Source organism: Citrobacter werkmanii, from assembly GCF_008693645.1.
GTDB classification, from domain to species: domain Bacteria; phylum Pseudomonadota; class Gammaproteobacteria; order Enterobacterales; family Enterobacteriaceae; genus Citrobacter; species Citrobacter werkmanii.
Map to the genome: position 1 here is coordinate 1765041 of NZ_CP044101.1, position 18273 is coordinate 1783313.

Annotated in this window: 17 protein-coding genes; 6 read left to right on the forward strand and 11 right to left on the reverse strand. The window is 53.9% G+C overall.

Annotated elements, in window-relative coordinates:
- Window positions 1-33 precede the first annotated feature (33 nt).
- The 4 genes from fur to ybfF all read right to left on the reverse strand — a co-directional run bounded on the left by fur (window position 34) and on the right by ybfF (window position 2645).
- Window positions 34-480 (reverse strand): ferric iron uptake transcriptional regulator, encoded by a 447-nt coding sequence (gene fur / locus FOB24_RS08950; RefSeq protein ID WP_003022836.1) that lies wholly within the window; start codon window positions 478-480, stop codon window positions 34-36.
- Between the two features lie 289 nt (window positions 481-769).
- Window positions 770-1300 (reverse strand): flavodoxin FldA, encoded by a 531-nt coding sequence (fldA, locus tag FOB24_RS08960; RefSeq protein WP_003022839.1) that lies wholly within the window; start codon window positions 1298-1300, stop codon window positions 770-772.
- A gap of 155 nt (window positions 1301-1455) precedes the next feature.
- Complete coding sequence (gene ybfE / locus FOB24_RS08965) at window positions 1456-1743, reverse strand: LexA regulated protein (protein WP_042310165.1); 288 nt, start codon at window positions 1741-1743, stop codon at window positions 1456-1458.
- Between the two features lie 128 nt (window positions 1744-1871).
- The gene (ybfF, locus tag FOB24_RS08970; RefSeq protein ID WP_121528761.1) at window positions 1872-2645 is read right to left on the reverse strand and encodes an esterase; all 774 of its coding nucleotides are present in this window, start codon (window positions 2643-2645) and stop codon (window positions 1872-1874) included.
- Window positions 2646-2838: 193 nt separating this feature from the next.
- On the opposite strand from ybfF, the gene seqA reads away from it, so the two are divergent.
- Together seqA and pgm are read left to right on the forward strand one after the other, a co-directional pair.
- Window positions 2839-3381: a replication initiation negative regulator SeqA gene (gene seqA, locus FOB24_RS08975; RefSeq protein ID WP_038638828.1), complete on the forward strand. Its 543-nt coding sequence runs from the start codon at window positions 2839-2841 to the stop codon at window positions 3379-3381.
- A 24-nt stretch (window positions 3382-3405) separates the two neighbouring features.
- Window positions 3406-5046 (forward strand): phosphoglucomutase (alpha-D-glucose-1,6-bisphosphate-dependent), encoded by a 1641-nt coding sequence (pgm, locus tag FOB24_RS08980; RefSeq protein WP_150344800.1) that lies wholly within the window; start codon window positions 3406-3408, stop codon window positions 5044-5046.
- A gap of 95 nt (window positions 5047-5141) precedes the next feature.
- Here the strand turns inward: pgm and kdpE are convergent, their stop codons facing one another.
- The 6 genes from kdpE to kdpF are packed head-to-tail and all read right to left on the reverse strand — an operon-like array spanning window position 5142 to window position 12923.
- Window positions 5142-5819: a two-component system response regulator KdpE gene (gene kdpE / locus FOB24_RS08985; protein WP_006685492.1), complete on the reverse strand. Its 678-nt coding sequence runs from the start codon at window positions 5817-5819 to the stop codon at window positions 5142-5144.
- Window positions 5816-8500: a two-component system sensor histidine kinase KdpD gene (gene kdpD / locus FOB24_RS08990; RefSeq protein WP_137351025.1), complete on the reverse strand. Its 2685-nt coding sequence runs from the start codon at window positions 8498-8500 to the stop codon at window positions 5816-5818. Before kdpD ends, kdpE begins: the two co-directional genes overlap by 4 nt.
- A 10-nt stretch (window positions 8501-8510) precedes the next feature.
- On the reverse strand, window positions 8511-9077 hold the full coding sequence (gene kdpC / locus FOB24_RS08995) for a potassium-transporting ATPase subunit KdpC (protein WP_038638841.1): 567 nt from the start codon (window positions 9075-9077) through the stop codon (window positions 8511-8513).
- Between the two features lie 8 nt (window positions 9078-9085).
- A complete protein-coding gene (gene kdpB, locus FOB24_RS09000; RefSeq protein WP_085047503.1) occupies window positions 9086-11134 on the reverse strand; it encodes a potassium-transporting ATPase subunit KdpB in 2049 nt (682 codons plus the stop codon).
- Window positions 11135-11154: 20 nt separating this feature from the next.
- The gene (gene kdpA / locus FOB24_RS09005) at window positions 11155-12834 is read right to left on the reverse strand and encodes a potassium-transporting ATPase subunit KdpA (RefSeq protein WP_038638846.1); all 1680 of its coding nucleotides are present in this window, start codon (window positions 12832-12834) and stop codon (window positions 11155-11157) included.
- Window positions 12834-12923, reverse strand: coding sequence for a K(+)-transporting ATPase subunit F (gene kdpF / locus FOB24_RS09010; RefSeq protein WP_077949339.1), 90 nt, complete (start codon window positions 12921-12923; stop codon window positions 12834-12836). The genes kdpA and kdpF overlap by 1 nt, the downstream gene beginning before the upstream one ends.
- Before the next feature lie 308 nt (window positions 12924-13231).
- Here kdpF and FOB24_RS09015 point away from each other — a divergent pair, with 308 nt between their 5' ends.
- From FOB24_RS09015 to FOB24_RS09030, 4 genes are all read left to right on the forward strand, one after another.
- Entirely contained in the window at window positions 13232-13438 is a 207-nt protein-coding gene (locus FOB24_RS09015; RefSeq protein ID WP_003022870.1) for a YbfA family protein, read from the forward strand.
- Between the two features lie 87 nt (window positions 13439-13525).
- The gene (locus tag FOB24_RS09020) at window positions 13526-13957 is read left to right on the forward strand and encodes a DUF523 and DUF1722 domain-containing protein (protein WP_085047501.1); all 432 of its coding nucleotides are present in this window, start codon (window positions 13526-13528) and stop codon (window positions 13955-13957) included.
- Window positions 13958-13977: 20 nt separating this feature from the next.
- Entirely contained in the window at window positions 13978-15396 is a 1419-nt protein-coding gene (gene phrB, locus FOB24_RS09025) for a deoxyribodipyrimidine photo-lyase (protein WP_150344801.1), read from the forward strand.
- A 161-nt stretch (window positions 15397-15557) separates the two neighbouring features.
- On the forward strand, window positions 15558-16460 hold the full coding sequence (locus FOB24_RS09030; RefSeq protein WP_150344802.1) for an Rpn family recombination-promoting nuclease/putative transposase: 903 nt from the start codon (window positions 15558-15560) through the stop codon (window positions 16458-16460).
- Window positions 16461-16510: 50 nt separating this feature from the next.
- Here the strand turns inward: FOB24_RS09030 and dtpD are convergent, their stop codons facing one another.
- The gene (gene dtpD / locus FOB24_RS09035) at window positions 16511-17992 is read right to left on the reverse strand and encodes a dipeptide permease DtpD (protein WP_085047498.1); all 1482 of its coding nucleotides are present in this window, start codon (window positions 17990-17992) and stop codon (window positions 16511-16513) included.
- Window positions 17993-18273 lie beyond the last annotated feature (281 nt).

The window sequence follows — 18273 nt, forward strand, 5'->3', positions numbered from 1 at the left end:
AACCGGATGGTTGGCTTTTCAGAAATCGTCACATTATTTGCCGTCGTGCGCATGCTCATCTTCGCGGCAATCGCCTTCGGCGCAGTGGCCATAAAGATAGAGGCTATGGTTGGTTAAGCGAATACCATGTTTAGCCGCAATCTCACGCTGACGCGCTTCAATGGAATCATCGCTGAACTCGACCACTTTGCCGCAGTCGAGGCAAATGAGGTGATCGTGGTGATGCTGTTGAGTCAGTTCGAAGACGGATTTACCACCTTCAAAATTGTGGCGGGTCACGATACCGGCATCATCAAACTGGTTCAGCACACGATACACGGTCGCCAGACCAATTTCTTCACCCATATCGATCAGGCGTTTGTATAAGTCTTCCGCACTGACGTGATGGTTATCCGGTTCCTGAAGAACTTCCAGAATTTTTAAACGAGGAAGCGTTACTTTCAGGCCAGCCTTCTTTAATGCGGTATTGTTGTCAGTCATGCGGAATCTGTCCTGTAGCTAAACGATTCACTTCATTAACAGAAGTGACAGAAATTGCACTTGAGAAATTGCGTATCATTATAGAACTGCCATGGTTAAATGAAAACAGCAAGTCTCTGGCATATATTGTTAATCAAAACGTGGTATCGCCGACAAACACACTGTGCAACACCCGATTGGCATCCAGCCATTGTACAGGGTCAGACGGAAAAGTTACAAATTTGTAGCAATTATTTTGATTGGTTTTATCTATTGATGCGGCGCAGATGAGGATCTGCGCCGCGCGAAATCAGGCATTGATGATTTCGTCGAGGTGCAGTTCTTCTGAGATCTGCTTAACCCATTTTTCTACGCGTTCAGCGGTCAGCTCCGGCTGGCGATCTTCATCGATAGCCAGACCGACAAAGTGGTCGTCGTCAGCCAGGCCTTTGGACGCTTCAAAGTGATAACCCGCCGTTGGCCAGTGACCGACGATGGTGGCGCCGCGTGGCTCAATGATGTCGCGAATTGTGCCTAACGCATCGCAGAAATATTCTGCGTAATCTTCCTGGTCGCCGCAGCCGAACAATGCAACCAGTTTGCCGTTAAAATCAATGTCTTCGAGGGTAGGGAAGAAATCGTCCCAGTCACACTGCGCTTCACCGTAGTACCAGGTTGGAATGCCGAGCAGCAGAATGTCATACCCTTCCAGGTCTTCTTTGCTGCTTTTTGCAATGTCATGTACATCGGCAACGTCTTTACCAAGCTGTTTTTGAATCATTTTTGCGATGTTTTCGGTATTACCGGTGTCGCTGCCGAAAAAGATGCCAGTGATTGCCATGAGTAAAATAACCTCTTGAAACTTATTGAAATGGTGGTGGCGCATTGCCCACGGATAAGGGCAATCATAGCAGAACAGTCAGGCATGCGGAAACAGCAAACACGCGGGACTGCACTCTGTGCTACACGATTTATGATTTAGAGCAGAAATTCAGACTATGCCTGACCGCGCAATGCGGTGAGTTGGGTCATCAGCATCTCTTCGATGAGTTCACTGCGACTCATGTTGCGCGCCTCGGCCAGCTCGTTTAACGCGTCAACGGCATCAGCGTTCAGTTTCAGTTCGACACGCTTAAGCCCGCGAACTTTGTCACGTTTAAGCTGATTACGTTTATTTATACGTAACTGTTCATCACGCGAGAGCGGATTAGTTTTGGGTCGTCCCGGGCGACGCTCCTGCGCGAACAGATCTAATGTCGTACGGTCCGTTTGTTCTTTGGCCATGATCTTGGTGACTTCGGGGAAACAATCAGCCAGGCGTCCGCCCGGATGGATAGCGCGCCATAATACATCAGCAGGAGAGGCACGCCAACGCCCACGCGCGTAATCGCGCACGGACGCTGAGTTTTTAATCAGTTAGCCGGTTCGTTCAGATAACGACGGATGGCCCGCAGCACTGCTTCAGGTTTTTCCGCATGTACCCAATGCCCCGCGCCTGCGATAACGTGCGCCCGAGCCTGCGGGAATTGTGCCAGCAGTTGCTCGCGATACGCTTCGGTGACATAAGGGGAGTTACCGCCTGGAATAAACAATGCCGGGTGCTCCCATGCCGGGAGGGTTTGCCAACCGACGATATTGGGATATTGATCCCACAATACGGGAACGTTAAAGCGCCACTCGCCGTCAACAAAGGATTTCAGCAGAAACTGAATAACACCTTCCTCTTGCAGATGCTGGCGCATGACGCTTGCCGCCTGCTGGCGCGAGGACGCTTGTGCCTCGGTTACGGCATTGATTGCCGCAAAAATCTCATCGTGACGGCGCACATGATAGTCAACCGGCGCAATATCAATAGCCACCAGCCGATCAATACGATCAGGGGCCAACGCGGTTAACGCCATGACGGCTTTTCCCCCCATCGAGTGACCAATAAAGATCGCTTTTTCGATCTGTCGATCGTCCAGCGTATCCACCAGGTCTTGCGCCATGGCCGCATAATTCATTTCAGGCGATCGGGGCGAGAGGCCATGATTTCGCATATCAACCTGGATGATATCGTGATCGGCCACCAGGGAGCGTGCCAGGATCCCCAGGTTATCCAGGCTACCAAACAGGCCGTGAACCAGGACGATGGGAGAATTATTGTGCAGGTTTTGCGCAGATTGAGCTCGGATATTCAATTTCATGGCAAAGTTCTTTTTTTCACACTCACGGGTTAGGGTATCATGTTGACCATTCTGCCACAGGGCTGCAACAACTACGGTTACTCCGAGTTTTATCAGTCACCAGGCTTGACGCTATCCGCTGTTGGGATTTGCCTTTACACTACGCGTGTTAACCCAACAACTTGTATTCAGCTAAACACTGCACTGGATTAAGATGAAAACGATTGAAGTTGATGATGAACTCTATAGCTATATTGCCAGCCATACCAAGCATATCGGCGAGAGCGCATCCGACATTTTACGGCGTATGTTGAAATTTTCCGCCGCAGCACAGCCTGTCACTCCGGTAGTAAAAGAAGTCCGCGCTGTGCAACCTGTCGTGGAAGCTAAGCCGGTTAACCCCGTAAAAGATAAAGTGCGCGCGATGCGTGAACTGCTGTTGTCCGATGAATATGCGGAACAGAAGAAAGCAGTAAATCGCTTTATGCTGGTGCTGTCTACACTCTATTCTCTGGATCAAAACGCATTCGCCGAAGCAACGGATTCGTTGCATGGCCGGACGCGCGTTTATTTTGCGGCAGATGAACAGACGCTGCTGAAAAATGGTAATCAAACCAAACCGAAACACGTGCCAGGCACGCCGTACTGGGTGATCACCAATACCAACACCGGCCGTAAATGCAGCATGGTGGAGCACATCATGCAGTCAATGCAATTCCCTGCGGAATTGATTGAAAAGGTTTGCGGAACAATTTAATCCTTGCATTAGAAGGACCAGGCAATGGCAATCCACAACCGTGCAGGTCAACCTGCGCAACAGAGTGATTTGATTAACGTCGCCCAACTGACGGCACAGTACTATGTACTGAAACCAACGGCAGGGAACGCTGAGCACGCCGTCAAGTTCGGTACGTCCGGGCATCGCGGCAGTGCAGGTCGTCATAGTTTTAACGAGCCGCATATTCTGGCTATCGCCCAGGCGATTGCTGAAGAACGTGCGAAAAACGGGATTACTGGCCCGTGCTATGTGGGCAAGGATACCCACGCGCTGTCTGAACCGGCTTTTATCTCTGTGCTGGAAGTGCTGGCGGCGAATGGCGTTGATGTCATCGTGCAGGAAAACAACGGCTTTACGCCAACCCCTGCCGTGTCGAATGCCATCCTGGTCCACAACAAAAAAGGCGGCCCGCTGGCTGATGGCATTGTGATCACGCCGTCCCACAACCCGCCGGAAGATGGTGGCATTAAATACAACCCGCCAAACGGTGGTCCGGCAGATACCAACGTCACCAGAGTGGTGGAAGACAGGGCTAACGCGTTGCTGGCTGACGGTCTGCAAGGCGTGAAGCGTATGTCGCTGGACGCGGCGCTGGCATCGGGTCATGTGAAAGAGCAGGACCTGGTTCAACCGTTTGTGGAAGGACTGGCGGATATCGTCGACATGGCGGCGATCCAGAAAGCGGGTCTGACGCTGGGTGTTGATCCGTTGGGCGGTTCCGGTATCGAATACTGGAAGCGTATTGCGAAGCACTACAACCTGAACCTGACTATCGTTAACGACCATGTTGATCAGACTTTCCGCTTTATGCATCTCGATAAAGACGGCGCAATCCGTATGGACTGCTCCTCCGAGTGCGCGATGGCGGGTCTGCTGGCGCTGCGTGACAAGTTCGATCTGGCCTTTGCCAACGATCCGGACTATGACCGTCACGGTATCGTCACCCCGGCGGGGCTGATGAACCCGAACCACTACCTGGCGGTGGCGATCAACTACCTGTTCCAGCATCGCCCACAGTGGGGCAAAGATGTTGCCGTCGGTAAGACGCTGGTTTCCTCGGCAATGATTGACCGCGTGGTCAACGATCTGGGTCGTAAGCTGGTGGAAGTGCCGGTCGGTTTTAAATGGTTTGTTGACGGTCTGTTCGATGGCAGCTTTGGCTTTGGTGGTGAAGAGAGCGCGGGCGCTTCTTTCCTGCGTTTCGACGGTACACCGTGGTCGACCGACAAAGACGGCATCATCATGTGCCTGCTGGCGGCAGAAATTACCGCAGTGACCGGTAAGAACCCGCAAGAACACTACAATGAACTGGCTGCTCGCTTCGGCGCGCCGAGCTACAATCGTTTGCAGGCGAGCGCGACCTCCGCGCAGAAAGCGGCGCTGTCTAAGCTGTCTCCGGAAATGGTAAGCGCCAGCACGCTGGCGGGCGACCCGATCACCGCACGTCTGACCGCGGCACCTGGCAATGGTGCTTCCATTGGCGGTCTGAAAGTGATGACTGACAACGGCTGGTTTGCCGCGCGTCCGTCAGGCACAGAAGACGCTTACAAGATCTATTGCGAAAGCTTCCTCGGCGAAGAACACCGCAAACAGATCGAAAAAGAAGCGGTTGAGATCGTCAGCGAAGTGTTGAAAAACGCGTAAACCCCAGGCCGGATAAGACGCTAACGTCACCATCCGGCATGAATACAAAAGCCGGATAGCATGTATGCTGATCCGGCTTTTTTATTCGACTAGACTTACGGCATAAACCGATAGCCAATCCCGGTTTCGGTCAGAAAATGACGTGGACGAGCCGGGTCCAGCTCCAGTTTCTGGCGCAGGTGTCCCATATAAATTCGCAGATAGTGGCTGTGCTCAACGGCGTTCGGCCCCCAGACCTGATTTAACAGCTGGCGTTGCGTCAGTACCTTCCCGGCATTATTCAGCAGTACCGCTAACAGGCGAAACTCAATCGGCGTCAGATGGATTTCCTCGTCACCACGGTGTACGAGGCGGGCGGCGATATCCACTTTTACGTTGGAAAAATGCACCACCGGTTCGGGAGACGCGCCGCTGGCGTGGCGACGCAATGCCACGCGCAATCGCGCCTGTAGCTCGCCAATACCGAAGGGTTTACTGAGATAGTCATCGGCGCCGGCATCCAGTGCGGCGATTTTATCGCTCTCTTCGCTGCGGGCTGAAAGCACAATTACCGGGATTGCGCTCCATTGCCGCAGGTCGCGAATAAAATCAATGCCGTCGCCGTCTGGCAGGCCAAGATCGAGAATGATGAGATCGGGTTTTCGCGTGGCGGCTTCCAGCAAACCACGTTGTAGCGTTTCCGCTTCATATACACGCAGGCCATCGGCTTCCAGCGCAGTGCGCAGAAAGCGGCGAATGGCCTGTTCATCTTCAACAATCAGTACGTTTGTCACATATCCTCATGAAAATCTTCAAGTTCAGGGGGGATCTCCTGGGGTAGTGTAACACGGAAACATGCCCCCCCCTGGGCACGATTATGGGCGGAAATGGTACCGCCGTGCACGTCCACAATCGCCTGACAAATGGCCAGTCCCAACCCCACGCCGGGTACCGATGACTCTTTGTTTCCTCTGGAAAATTTGTCAAAAACGCGCTGTTCCATACCCGACGGAATACCCGGTCCATTATCCCAGACGTCCAGTAGCAGGTGCTCGCCATCAACGCTGGCGTCAATGCCGATTTGTGCCTGCGGACCCGCGTATTTTACGGCGTTCTCCAGCAGGTTGATCAACACCCGTTCAAAAAGCGGGCCATCGACATGGATCAGCGTCAACGGTTCGGGTAACGACAGGTTAATCGGAGCAGAGAGTCCTGGCTCCAGCATCTGCAGGGCGCTGCCCACCACCTCTTCCAGCGTTAACCACTCCTTCTTAAGATTAAAGCCGCCAGACTGAATTCGCGCCATATCCAACAGATTATTAACCAGTCGGGTGGTATTCAGCACGTGCTGGCGAATCTCACTGGCCTGGCGCGCATGCGGCGAACCTTCACTGGCCAGATCCAGCGTTAAAATCTCTGCCTGACCGAACAGCACCGTCAGCGGCGTGCGCAAATCGTGGGACAGGGCGGCAAGCAGCGCATTGCGAATACTTTCGCGTTCACTGGCAAACCGGGCCTGCTCTTCGCTGGCGGTCAGGGTCAGACGTTCCAGCGCACTGGCGACCAACAGGGTAAAGGTTTCCAGCAGGCGCTGCTGCTCGGGAATCATCAACTGACGCAGATTTCCCGGTTCCACTACCAGTAGCCCATGCGTTTTATCGGCGCTTTTTAGCGGTAAGATTTGGTACGGTACGCCCGGTAAGGTATCCGTGCCCGCGCCAGCCGGTTGCCCTTTGTCAAAACTCCATTGGGCAATGGCATCGTCCCATGGCGTCATGCCCTGTTGATGGGTGAGGGGAGCCAGCTTACCGTGTTCATCAGGTAATAAAACCTGACTGCGGGCCTGAAACGTTGAGGCGATAAACTGTTCGCTGGTCGCGGCGATATCCTTCTGGCTCCGTCCAACGGCTAACGCTTTCGACATCTCATACAGATGACGCGTACGCTGTTCCCGATAGCGCGCCACCCGCGCCTGATAACGGACGCCGGCGGTCAGATTACCGATAACCAGCCCGACCGTTAGCATTACGGCAAAGGTAAGCAGATACTGGACGTCGGAAACGGCCAGCGTCCCACGTGGGGCAATAAAGAAGAGATCGAAGCTGGCGACGTTAATAAAGGTTGCCAGTACGGATGGCCAGCGTCCGTAGAAGAGGGCGATAACCACCACACCCAGTAAATAGAGCATTACCAGGTTAGCGGCATCAAAAGCCATCAGCCACTGCATCGCGATCAGCGTAATGATGGCGCATAGCGCGACGGCAACCACACAACCCTGAATTTGTACCCGCCATTTATCTTTAAAGGTGCGGTTATCCGTAGTGGGTAGCGTCGGGCGTGAAGGCGGTTCGTCCAGCGCGACAATCATCAGATCGAGATCCGGTGCGCGATGGGCCAGTTTGTCGGCAAAGGAATCGCTGCGCCACCAGCGACGCGTTGTCGGACGCCCGAGCACAATTTTTCCCAGATTATGCTCGCGGGCGTAGCGGATTACCGCTTTATCTTCAGCAGGATCGGAAAGCGTGGCGGTTTCCGCGCCCAGCTCCTGGGCTAATCGCAGTGCGCTTAAGATCGCGCGCCGCTGTTTTTCGGGGAGTCGGTGCAGTGCCGGCGTTTCGACATACACAGCATGCCAGACGCTGCCGAGACGCGCCGCCAGCCGCGCGGCGGCGCGCACCAGTTTTTCGCTGCCGGTATTGTGCCCAATACACAGCAAAACGGCGTCGCGGGTATGCCAGACTTTTTCTTCCCCTGGACGCCCGCGCCAGGCGCGCATTTGATCGTCCACCCGATCGGCCGTGCGGCGCAAGGCCAGCTCGCGCAGCGCGATCAAATTACCTTTGCGAAAGAAATGCTCGATGGCTCTTTCCGCCTGACCTGCGATATAGACCTTGCCTTCGTTCAGGCGCTGGCGCAAATCATCGGGGGGAAGATCGACCAGCACCACATCGTCAGCGGCATCGAAGAAAGGATCAGGGACGGTTTCGCGCACCTGAATACCAGTGACGCCGCTGACCACATCATTGAGACTTTCCAGATGCTGGACGTTAACGGTGGTAAAGACATCGATACCGGCTTCCAGCAGCTCTTCAATATCCTGCCAGCGCTTTGGATGGCGTGAGCCTGGCGCATTACTGTGCGCCAGTTCATCCATTAAAATGAGCGCCGGACGGCGGGCCAGCGCGGCATCAAGATCGAACTCGCTGATGTGGCGACCATGACGCGCGTGTCGCTTTAGCGGCAGGATACTGAGACCGTCCAGCAGCGCGGCGGTCTCTTTGCGTCCGTGGGTTTCCACCACGCCAATCAGCACATCTAACCCCTGCGCCCGCAGCCGCTGGGCTTCCGTTAGCATGGCCCAGGTTTTCCCGACGCCTGCGCAGGCACCGAAGAATATTTTTAGTTTTCCGCGGTGTGGGGCGGTGGTCTGCTCCAACAGGCGATCGGGGTCGGGACGTAAGGGTTCGCTATGCATGTCCTTTTTCTCAGTGCTTATCCAGCGCTAAATTAAGTTCCACCAGGTTCACCACCGGCTGGCCGATAAAACTGACCAGCGGCTTTTGCGTGTATTGTGCAACCAGGCGCGACACCTCTTCAACGCTGAGGTTGCGGGCCTGCGCCACGCGAGGAATTTGCCAGGCCACCGCGGCGGGCGTCAGGTTGTTATCCAGCCCGCTGGCCGACGCGGTTACCAGTTCTAGCGGAACGGCAGGATTAGCCTGTGGATTGGCTGCACGCAGCGCGGCAATCCTGCTTTGCAACTGTTTATCCAGTTCCGGGTTGCTGACGGCCAGGTTACTGCCGCCAGAAGCCATGGGATTATAGGGCATTTCCGCCGTCGCAGACGGACGCCCCTGAAAATAACCGGCGGCGGTAAAATGTTGCCCAATAAGCTCAGAGCCGCGAACAACCTGATCTTCGCGGATCAACGAGCCGTTAGCCTGGTGGGGAAACCACCACTGCCCCAGCGCGGTGGTCAGCAGCGGGTAAGCCCCGCCGGTAATAAGCATCAGGAAAATCAATGTTGATAATGCAGGACGTAATCCACTCATCTGAAACCTCACACCAGACCCAGCAGGGTCAGCAGTAAATCAATCGCTTTAATACCAATAAATGGCACCACCAGACCGCCCAGACCGTAGATCCACAAATTACGGCGCAACATTGCAGATGCGGATAACGGCTTGTAGCTCACGCCTTTAAGCGCCAGTGGGATCAGAAAAACGATGATTAGCGCATTAAAGATAACCGCGCTGAGGATCGCTGAATCCGGCGAATGCAGTCCCATGACGTTAAGCGCATTGAGCTGCGGATAGGTGGCGGCGAACGCGGCCGGGATAATGGCGAAATACTTTGCCACGTCATTGGCGATACTGAAGGTGGTCAGCGAGCCGCGCGTCATCAGCATCTGTTTCCCAATGTGCACCACTTCAATCAGTTTGGTGGGGTTGGAATCGAGATCCACCATGTTGCCAGCTTCCTTCGCCGCCTGGGTCCCGGAGTTCATGGCGACCGCGACATCCGCCTGCGCCAGTGCCGGGGCGTCGTTGGTTCCGTCGCCGGTCATCGCCACCAGACGGCCTTCCGCCTGATACTGACGAATCAGCGCCAGCTTGGCTTCCGGCGTGGCCTCCGCTAAGAAATCATCCACCCCGGCTTCTGCGGCGATCGCGGCGGCGGTCAGGCGGTTATCGCCGGTTATCATCACCGTTTTGATCCCCATTTTGCGCAGTTGGGCAAAACGTTCTTTGATCCCGCCTTTCACAATATCTTTCAGGGCTATCACGCCCAGTACGCGGGAGCCTTCGGCTACCACCAGCGGCGTAGCGCCAAGGCGAGCGACGTTGTCGACCTTCTGCTCGACATCGGCGGGGAAGTGACCGCCGTTGGCTTCAACGTGACGACGAATGGCATCGACCGAACCTTTGCGAATCATACGGTTGTCGATGTTGATACCGCTCATCCGGCTTTGCGCGGTAAACGGCACAAAGGTCGCGTGCAGCGATTGCACGTCGCGAATACGCAGATTAAAGCGCTGTTTTGCCAGAATAACGATGCTGCGGCCTTCCGGTGTTTCATCGGCCAGCGATGAAAGCTGTGCGGCATCGGCCAGCGTTTTTTCGTCCACGCCCTGGGCAGGCAGAAAATCTGAAGCCTGACGGTTACCCAGCGTAATAGTGCCGGTTTTATCCAGCAGCAGGACGTCCACGTCCCCCGCGGCTTCGACCGCACGTCCGCTGGTGGCAATGACGTTCGCGCCCAGCATACGGCTCATCCCGGCCACGCCAATGGCAGAAAGCAGACCGCCGATGGTGGTGGGGATCAGACAAACGAGCAGGGCAACCAGTACCGTGACGCTGACCGCGCTGCCGCCCCAGGCGGAAAACGGCCATAGCGTGGCGGTCGCTAACAGAAAGACGATCGTCAGAGCAATCAGCAGGATCGTCAGGGCGATTTCATTGGGGGTTTTACGCCGCTGCGCACCTTCGACCATGGCGATCATCCGGTCGAGGAATGTTTCGCCGGGGTTTACGCTGCATTCGATCACCAGCCAGTCGGAGAGGATGCGAGTCCCGCCGGTGACCGAGGCAAAATCGCCACCGGATTCACGAATGACCGGCGCAGACTCACCGGTAATCGCGCTTTCGTCTACCGATGCGCCACCTTCTATCACCTCGCCGTCACACGGGATAATATCGCCAGCTTCCACCAGCACAATATCGCCTTTACGGAGATCATCGGCAGGGACGTGATCCATGGCCGAGCCGTATTTTGGTTCGCGAAGTTTGCGGGCAAAGGCGGTTTTTTTCACCCCTTTCAGGCTGTTCGCCTGTGCTTTACTGCGCCCCTCAGCCAGCGCTTCGGCAAAGTTAGCGAACAGGACGGTAACCCACAGCCACAGACTAATCGCGCCGGTAAACCACGGATTGCCAGGCATATAACCTGTTGCCATCGCCAGCGTTAACAGCGTGGTCAACAGACTGCCCAGCCAGACGAGAAACATCACCGGATTACGCCATTGGGTATGTGGGCTTAATTTTTTCACGGCATCCATCAGCGCCTGTGCGACCAGAGAAGGTTCGAACAGCGCCAGTTGCTTGCGACTCATAGTAATGTGCTCCGCATCACTCAGTGTAATGACAGGTATTCTGCGACCGGGCCAAGGGCCAGGGCAGGAACAAAGGTGAGAGCGCCAACCAGTAACACCGTACCGATTAACAACCCGACAAACAGCGCGCCGTGGGTGGGTAATGTGCCAGGGCTGGCAGGCTGGATCTTTTTACTGACCAGCGACCCGGCAATAGCCATCACGGGAACAATCACGCCGAAGCGACCAAAGAACATGCACAGCGCCAGCAGGCAGTTCCAGAACGGGCTATTGGCGCTTAATCCGGCAAAGGCGCTACCGTTGTTGTTCGCGGCAGATGACACGGCATACAGCACTTCACTAAACCCATGTGGACCTGGGTTGAGCATGGCGCTGCGCCCGGCATCGGTCATCATTGCGATTGCTGTGCCGAGCAGGACCAGCGCAGGGGTGACCAGAATCGCCAGCGCGGTCATTTTCATTTCGCGCACGTCGATTTTCTTACCCAGGTATTCCGGTGTTCGGCCAATCATCAGCCCGGCGATGAACACAGCCAGCAATACGAACAGCAGCATGCCGTACAGACCTGAACCCACACCGCCGAAGACCACTTCGCCAATTTGCATCAGCCACATCGGCACCATTCCGCCGAGTGCGGTAAAGGAGTCATGCATCGCAATCACTGCGCCACAGGATGCCGCCGTTGTGACGACCGCAAACAGACTGCTGACCAGTACGCCAAAGCGGCTCTCTTTGCCTTCCATGTTGATATTGCTGTCTGCACCTAACTGCATCAGATGCGGGTTGCCCTGAACTTCGGCCCACATCACGACGGCTACGCAGATGACAAAAATGAGCGACATGGCCCATAACAGGGTCCGGCCCTGACGACGATCGCCCACCACATCGCCAAAGGCAAAACACAGCGCGGTAGGAATTAAGAAAATAGCCAGCATCTGTACCAGGTTGGTCAGTGCGGTTGGGTTTTCAAACGGATGTGCTGAGTTAGCGTTAAAGAAACCGCCCCCGTTGGTGCCGAGCATCTTAATCGCTTCCTGCGAAGCGACAGGTCCCATCGGCAGCAACTGTTTCACCCCTTCAAGCGTCGTGATGGGCTGATAGGGCAATACGTTTTGCAGCGCGCCTTGTTGAATAAAAAACAGGGCGATGAGCAGCGCAATCGGCACGAGGATCCACAGCGTAATACGAACCAGATCGACCCAGGCATTACCCAGCGTATCCATGCTCTGGCGCGTAAAGGCACGCGTCAGGGCAAAAATCACCGCAATCCCGGTCGCCGCGGACAGGAAGTTCTGCACGGTCAACCCAGCCATCTGGCTGAAGTAGCTTAAAGTGGTTTCACCGGCATAAGATTGCCAGTTGGTATTGGTGACAAAACTCACTGCCGTGTTGAGCGCCAGATGCCATGAAAGTCCTGGAAGCTGCTGAGGATTCAGCGGCAGCAGGTTTTGCGCCATCAGCATCGAAAACAGGACCAGCAGGCCCAGTACATTGAGTGCGAGGATTGCCAGCAGATACTGCCGCCAGTTCATCTCCTGTTGCGAAATGCCCAGACCACGCCAGAGCACACTCTCCACGCCAGCGAGGCCCGGTAGGGACGTATTATTGATGAGTCGGGCCAGTCCAAACCCCAGCGGTCTGGCGATGACAAACAGCACCAGCAAGAAACTGGCAATGAGTAAAAAACCTTGAGCCGCCATCAGAACGCCTCCGCATTAATCAGGGCATACACAAGGTAACCTAATAATAAAAAGACCAGCCCAATGCCGGTTATCACGCCTGCACTCACAGTGCACCTCCAGTGGCATAAATGTGATAACCAGAGCGTAGGTTTTTGCTTGCAAAGATTTCGCAAAAATCGGCGGGCGGGGTGTAAAAAAAGTATAAAAATGGCAAAGACCATTATTTAACTAATGGTTAGTATTAATTTAACTTTTATGTAACTTAATTACGGTTTTAAGCTAAACGGGGCATAAATAGATAAAAATAAGTGGTCGGATGAGTAGTAAAATTACACACAAGGCGGTATTATTTTCATCAGTTAACCAACTTTATTTTTCCGGTGCGATTCACCGAACAGTTATATGGGAGAGGATTATGGACTTTTATAAAGAATATCCAGCACACATTGTTTTCTTACGCCGTACCTTTGCCGTAGTGGCAGGCGTACTGGCGCTGCCGGTCATGCTGTTCTGGAAAGACCGTGCCCGTTTTTACAGCTACCTGCATCGCGTCTGGTCTAAAACCAGTGATAAGCCGGTGTGGATGGAGCAGGCTGAAAAAGCCACCTGCGATTTCTACTGATAATTAATGAATCCTAAAAGCCGCTGATATCAGCGGCTTTTTTGCTCATGATAGCTACACTTATCTCAGGAATGAAAAGGAGCGATCATGAGCGAGAAAATCCCTGTTGGTATCAGTGCCTGTCTGTTGGGGGAAGCGGTTCGCTATGATGGTGGGCATAAGCGCCTGGCCTTTGCTGTAGAAGAACTGTCGCCGTGGGTCGCGTTTGAACCCGTATGCCCTGAAATGGGGATCGGGTTACCGGTCCCACGACCTGCGCTGCATCTGGTCAAAGAGGGCGAGGCTGTCTCCCTGCGTTTTAGTGATAAGCGCGAGGGGTATTTTCGTACGCAATTAAATTCTCGTCAGCGACAAGAGCTGGCCTCTCTCATTGACGGTTATCGACGAGCGACTCAACCGCTGCTTGCGCCAATAACATTACTCAAACACTATATGGCGGAATACCCGGATGCTTATCTCTCCGGGCAGCGCTATTTCAATCCCTGGCCAGAGGCTCTGCGTTTGCGCTACGGGCGTTAATTTTTTTCTTCAGGAGTGTTATGACCACCCATTTGGTCTGGTTTCGGCGTGATTTACGTCTGCACGACAACCTCGCGCTGGCGGCGGCTTGTCGGGATCGTTCTGCGCAGGTGCTGGCGTTATATATATCTACCCCCGGGCAGTGGAAGGCCCACGATATGGCCCCGCGTCAGGTGGCATTTGTCAACGCGCAGTTGAATGCGTTACAAACGGCGCTGGCAGAAAAAGGCATCCCTTTACTGTTTCATGAAGTGGCTGATTTTGCGGCCAGCGTGGACACCGTCAAACGTGTCTGCCTGCAGCATGACGTCAGTCGATTATTTTATAACTATCAATATGAAATAAACGAACGACAGCGTGATGTAAACGTAGAGAAATCATTACCCCAGGTGGTGTGCGAAGGGTTTGATGACAGCGTGATCCTGCCTCCTGGAGCGGTGATGACCGGCAATCATGAGATGTATAAAGTGTTCACGCCGTTTAAAAATGCCTGGCTGAAGCGGATTAAAGACGGTATTCCAGAATGTGTGAGCGCGCCAAAAATGAGAGAAAGCGGCGCTCTTGACGCACCGTTAACATCAATAACGCTGAGCTATCCGCAGCAAGATTTTGATGCGCAGAGGTTTGTGGCAGAGGAAAAATTGGCCATCGCGCAATTACGCCAGTTTTGCCAGCAGGCTGCGGGAAAATACGAGCATCAGCGTGATTTTCCCGCGATTGACGGGACCAGTCGATTATCCGCAAGCCTGGCGACAGGCGGGTTATCGCCGCGCCAATGCCTGAATCGACTGCTCGCAGAGCAGCCGCAGGCGCTTGAGGGCGGGGCGGGCAGCGTCTGGCTGAACGAGCTTATCTGGCGTGAATTTTATCGTCATCTGATGACGTATCATCCGGCGCTGTGTCGGTATCAACCCTTTATCCGCTGGACCGATCGCGTGCAATGGCAGAATAACCCGACGCATTTGCAGGCCTGGCAAACGGGTCAAACGGGTTACCCGATTGTGGATGCGGCGATGCGTCAGCTCAACGCCACGGGCTGGATGCATAATCGTTTACGCATGATTACGGCCAGTTTTTTAGTAAAAGACCTGCTGATCGACTGGCGTAAAGGGGAGCAGTATTTCATGTCGCAACTGATCGATGGCGACCTGGCGGCCAATAACGGCGGCTGGCAGTGGGCCGCATCCACCGGAACCGATGCCGCACCGTATTTCCGCATATTTAACCCCACGACGCAGGGCGAAAAATTTGACCGTGACGGTGAGTTTATCCGCCAGTGGCTGCCGGAATTGCGCGATGTGCCGGGTAAAGCCATCCATGAGCCGTGGTCGTGGGCGGAAAAAGCGCAGGTGACGCTCAACTATCCTCGCCCGATTGTCGATCATAAGCAGGCCAGACTAGCGACGCTGGCGGCATATGAGGCGGCGCGAAAAGGGTAAAGGCAGGGTGGATTTCTGCGTAATGCCTTCCAGCAAAATGAATTTGTTGCAGTTGGGCGCGTTTAGCGCTGAAGTGTGCGCGCAAGGTTGTTAATGCCCTGATGCAGATGCTTTTATCTGGCAGTAAAGTTCCGTCATCTTCATTCGGGTGATGGAACTTGATGACAATGCCAACAACCTCCACACCGCACGACGCGGTATTTAAAACGTTTTTACATCATCCCGAAACGGCGCGGGATTTTCTCGACATTCACCTGCCAGCTGAACTGCGGATGCTGTGCGATTTGAATTCGCTGAAGCTGGAGTCAGAAAGCTTTATTGAAGCGGATTTACGTTCGCGCTACTCCGACGTGCTCTGGTCTTTGCACACACGCAACGGTGACGGTTATGTCTATGTGGTGATAGAGCATCAAAGTTCAGCTGAGCCGCATATGGCTTTTCGTCTGTTGCGTTATGCGATGGCGGCGATGCAGCGTCATCTGGACGCAGGGCATAAGGAACTGCCTCTGGTGATACCGATGCTCTTTTATCATGGCTGCCGAAGCCCCTATCCGTACTCATTGTGCTGGCTGGATGCCTTTGCTGACCCCGTGGCGGCAAGACAGCTTTATTCCAGCGCATTTCCGTTGGTAGACATAACGGTGGTACCCGATGATGAGATCATGGCTCACAGACGAATGGCGCTGCTGGAATTAATGCAAAAACATATCCGTCAGCGGGATTTGATGGGGCTGGTAGAGCAACTGGCCACGCTGCTACTTACTGGATGCGCTAATGACACGCAATTACAGGCGATGTTTAATTACATCCTACAATCTGGCGACGAATCTCGTTTTAATGAATTTATGCAGGAGATAGCGCAACGGATCCCCCAACATAAGGAGAGGCTGATGACTATTGCAGAGCGGTTACGGTTAGATGGATTACAGGAAGGGTTACAGCAGGGTAAACAAGAAGCCGCATTACGTATAGCGCAAACCATGCTGGAGCAAGGTATAGATCGCACAATGGTGCTACTGGTTACAGGTCTTACTGAAGAGGAACTCGCAGCAATTCATGCATAATTACCTGAAAAAACAGGCCCGAATCTTATCACATCATCGGGCCTGTACACTCAGGACTCTACCGCTAACGCACGGTTTCTGAATTTCAGCGACTGGTACAGCCAAATCAGCAGCACCAGTACCACACAGGCCAGTGCGCCCCAGGTAATTTCGCTAAAGACGTCGATATAGGCATTGATGGAATAGTTGATGGCGCCGGCAGCGTCAAAGGAACCTTGTGACGTCTGGTCGGCGATCACCCCAGCCAGGTAGTTGGCGATTGCGCCGGAAAGCAGCATATAAATACCGGTTAATACACCGGTTACTCCGGGGATCTCAATGCGGGTAATTTGTGACATTGCCACCGGGTCGATAAACAGTTCCGCAAAGCCCATGACCGCCAGCCCCAATACCATCAGCGGCATGGAAGAGTGGCCGTAAGCTGCGGACCAGCGGGCGCTTAAGGTCAGAATACAGAAACCGGCACTCATTAAACCGAGACCAAGGGCAAATTTGCCCCAGATGCGTACGGTGCGATTGCCGCCTGCGCTCTCTTTGACCACCCATGCCAGCACGATACCGCACAGCATAACCGCAAAGGCGTTAACCGACTGGAACATCGCGGTGGGTACGGAATACCCCATAATGTCGCGATTAACAAAGCGGTCGATATACAGGCTGATTGAGCTACCGCCCTGTTGAGCAAAGGCCCAGAACAGCAGGCTAAAGAAGGTCAGCGTGACGATGAGTCCCAGCTCTTTGCGCTGCTTCTGGGTTTGCGCCTGGCGGTAAATCTTCGCCAGAACCGCCAGACCGATAACAGTAGCAACGATCAGGGCGTACACGGACCACTCTTTCCAGAACAAGACAGTAATCAGCAGTGGGGCGGCAACCAGCAGAACTAACAACCAGGCCCAGTTCGGCAACATGTATTTTTTCGCGCGCAGAACAGCCTTATTGACGCCGGTGGTATGGGCGAAATGGCGATTACCACATAAGAAAATCACCAGCCCTGCCAGCATGCCGATAGCGGCCAGCGCAAACCCCATCGCCCAGCTGTACTCTTCCTGCACATAGCCACAGGCTATCGGGGCAATGATTGAGCCGATGTTGCCGGCGGCGTAGAGCAGAGAGAACCCACCGTCGCGGCGGGGATCTTCAGGCTGATACAGTTCACCCAGCAGGCAACTGACGTTGGATTTAAACAGACCGTAGCCACAGACGATAATCGCTAGCGATAAATAAAGGAATGCCGGGGCCATTTCGCTGGCGCCCAACACCAGATGCCCCACCGCCATCAAAAATGCGCCGATCATCACCGCCATCCGGTTGCCGAGCACTTTATCTGCCAGATACCCTCCGAGAATGGGCGTGACGTAGACCAACGAGCAGTAGGCGCTGAACAGTTCGTAGGCGTGATTATCGTCGTACTTAAGCTGGTTAGTGAGATACAGAATCAGCAGCGCACGCATACCGTAAAAACTGAAATATTCCCAAATTTGTAGCGCGACAACGTAATAAATCGCCCGCGGTTGAGATGCTTGTTTATTCATTGTTTTCTCGAAGTAAATGTCTCGCAACAGGTTGAATGTGCTGTGCGAGCGTGTTTCCTTAAAGTTGTAACTTTGATACAGATCTGATTATTTTTGCAATATGCTGTCTGATTGCATAAATATACATGAATTAGATCGCGTGGTGGTATGCAAATTACGTTCTACAGTGGTGTGATTGTTTCTTAATGTGTCAGTGAAATGACTATCGACGAACGCAGGCGAGGACGCTATTTTAACCTAAGCTGTGTTGCTGATTGGGCAGGCAGAACTTATGACAACGA

Bases quoted from the DNA above. Each gene is read 5' to 3' on its own strand.
- fur (WP_003022836.1), bottom strand. From the start codon at position 480: ATGACTGACAACAATACCGCATTAAAGAAGGCTGGCCTGAAAGTAACG.
- fldA (WP_003022839.1), bottom strand. From the start codon at position 1,300: ATGGCAATCACTGGCATCTTTTTCGGCAGCGACACCGGTAATACCGAA.
- ybfE (WP_042310165.1), bottom strand. From the start codon at position 1,743: ATGGCCAAAGAACAAACGGACCGTACGACATTAGATCTGTTCGCGCAG.
- ybfF (WP_121528761.1), bottom strand. From the start codon at position 2,645: ATGAAATTGAATATCCGAGCTCAATCTGCGCAAAACCTGCACAATAAT.
- seqA (WP_038638828.1), top strand. From the start codon at position 2,839: ATGAAAACGATTGAAGTTGATGATGAACTCTATAGCTATATTGCCAGC.
- pgm (WP_150344800.1), top strand. From the start codon at position 3,406: ATGGCAATCCACAACCGTGCAGGTCAACCTGCGCAACAGAGTGATTTG.
- kdpD (WP_137351025.1), bottom strand. From the start codon at position 8,500: ATGCATAGCGAACCCTTACGTCCCGACCCCGATCGCCTGTTGGAGCAG.
- kdpC (WP_038638841.1), bottom strand. From the start codon at position 9,077: ATGAGTGGATTACGTCCTGCATTATCAACATTGATTTTCCTGATGCTT.
- kdpB (WP_085047503.1), bottom strand. From the start codon at position 11,134: ATGAGTCGCAAGCAACTGGCGCTGTTCGAACCTTCTCTGGTCGCACAG.
- kdpA (WP_038638846.1), bottom strand. From the start codon at position 12,834: ATGGCGGCTCAAGGTTTTTTACTCATTGCCAGTTTCTTGCTGGTGCTG.
- FOB24_RS09015 (WP_003022870.1), top strand. From the start codon at position 13,232: ATGGACTTTTATAAAGAATATCCAGCACACATTGTTTTCTTACGCCGT.
- FOB24_RS09020 (WP_085047501.1), top strand. From the start codon at position 13,526: ATGAGCGAGAAAATCCCTGTTGGTATCAGTGCCTGTCTGTTGGGGGAA.
- phrB (WP_150344801.1), top strand. From the start codon at position 13,978: ATGACCACCCATTTGGTCTGGTTTCGGCGTGATTTACGTCTGCACGAC.
- FOB24_RS09030 (WP_150344802.1), top strand. From the start codon at position 15,558: ATGACAATGCCAACAACCTCCACACCGCACGACGCGGTATTTAAAACG.
- dtpD (WP_085047498.1), bottom strand. From the start codon at position 17,992: ATGAATAAACAAGCATCTCAACCGCGGGCGATTTATTACGTTGTCGCG.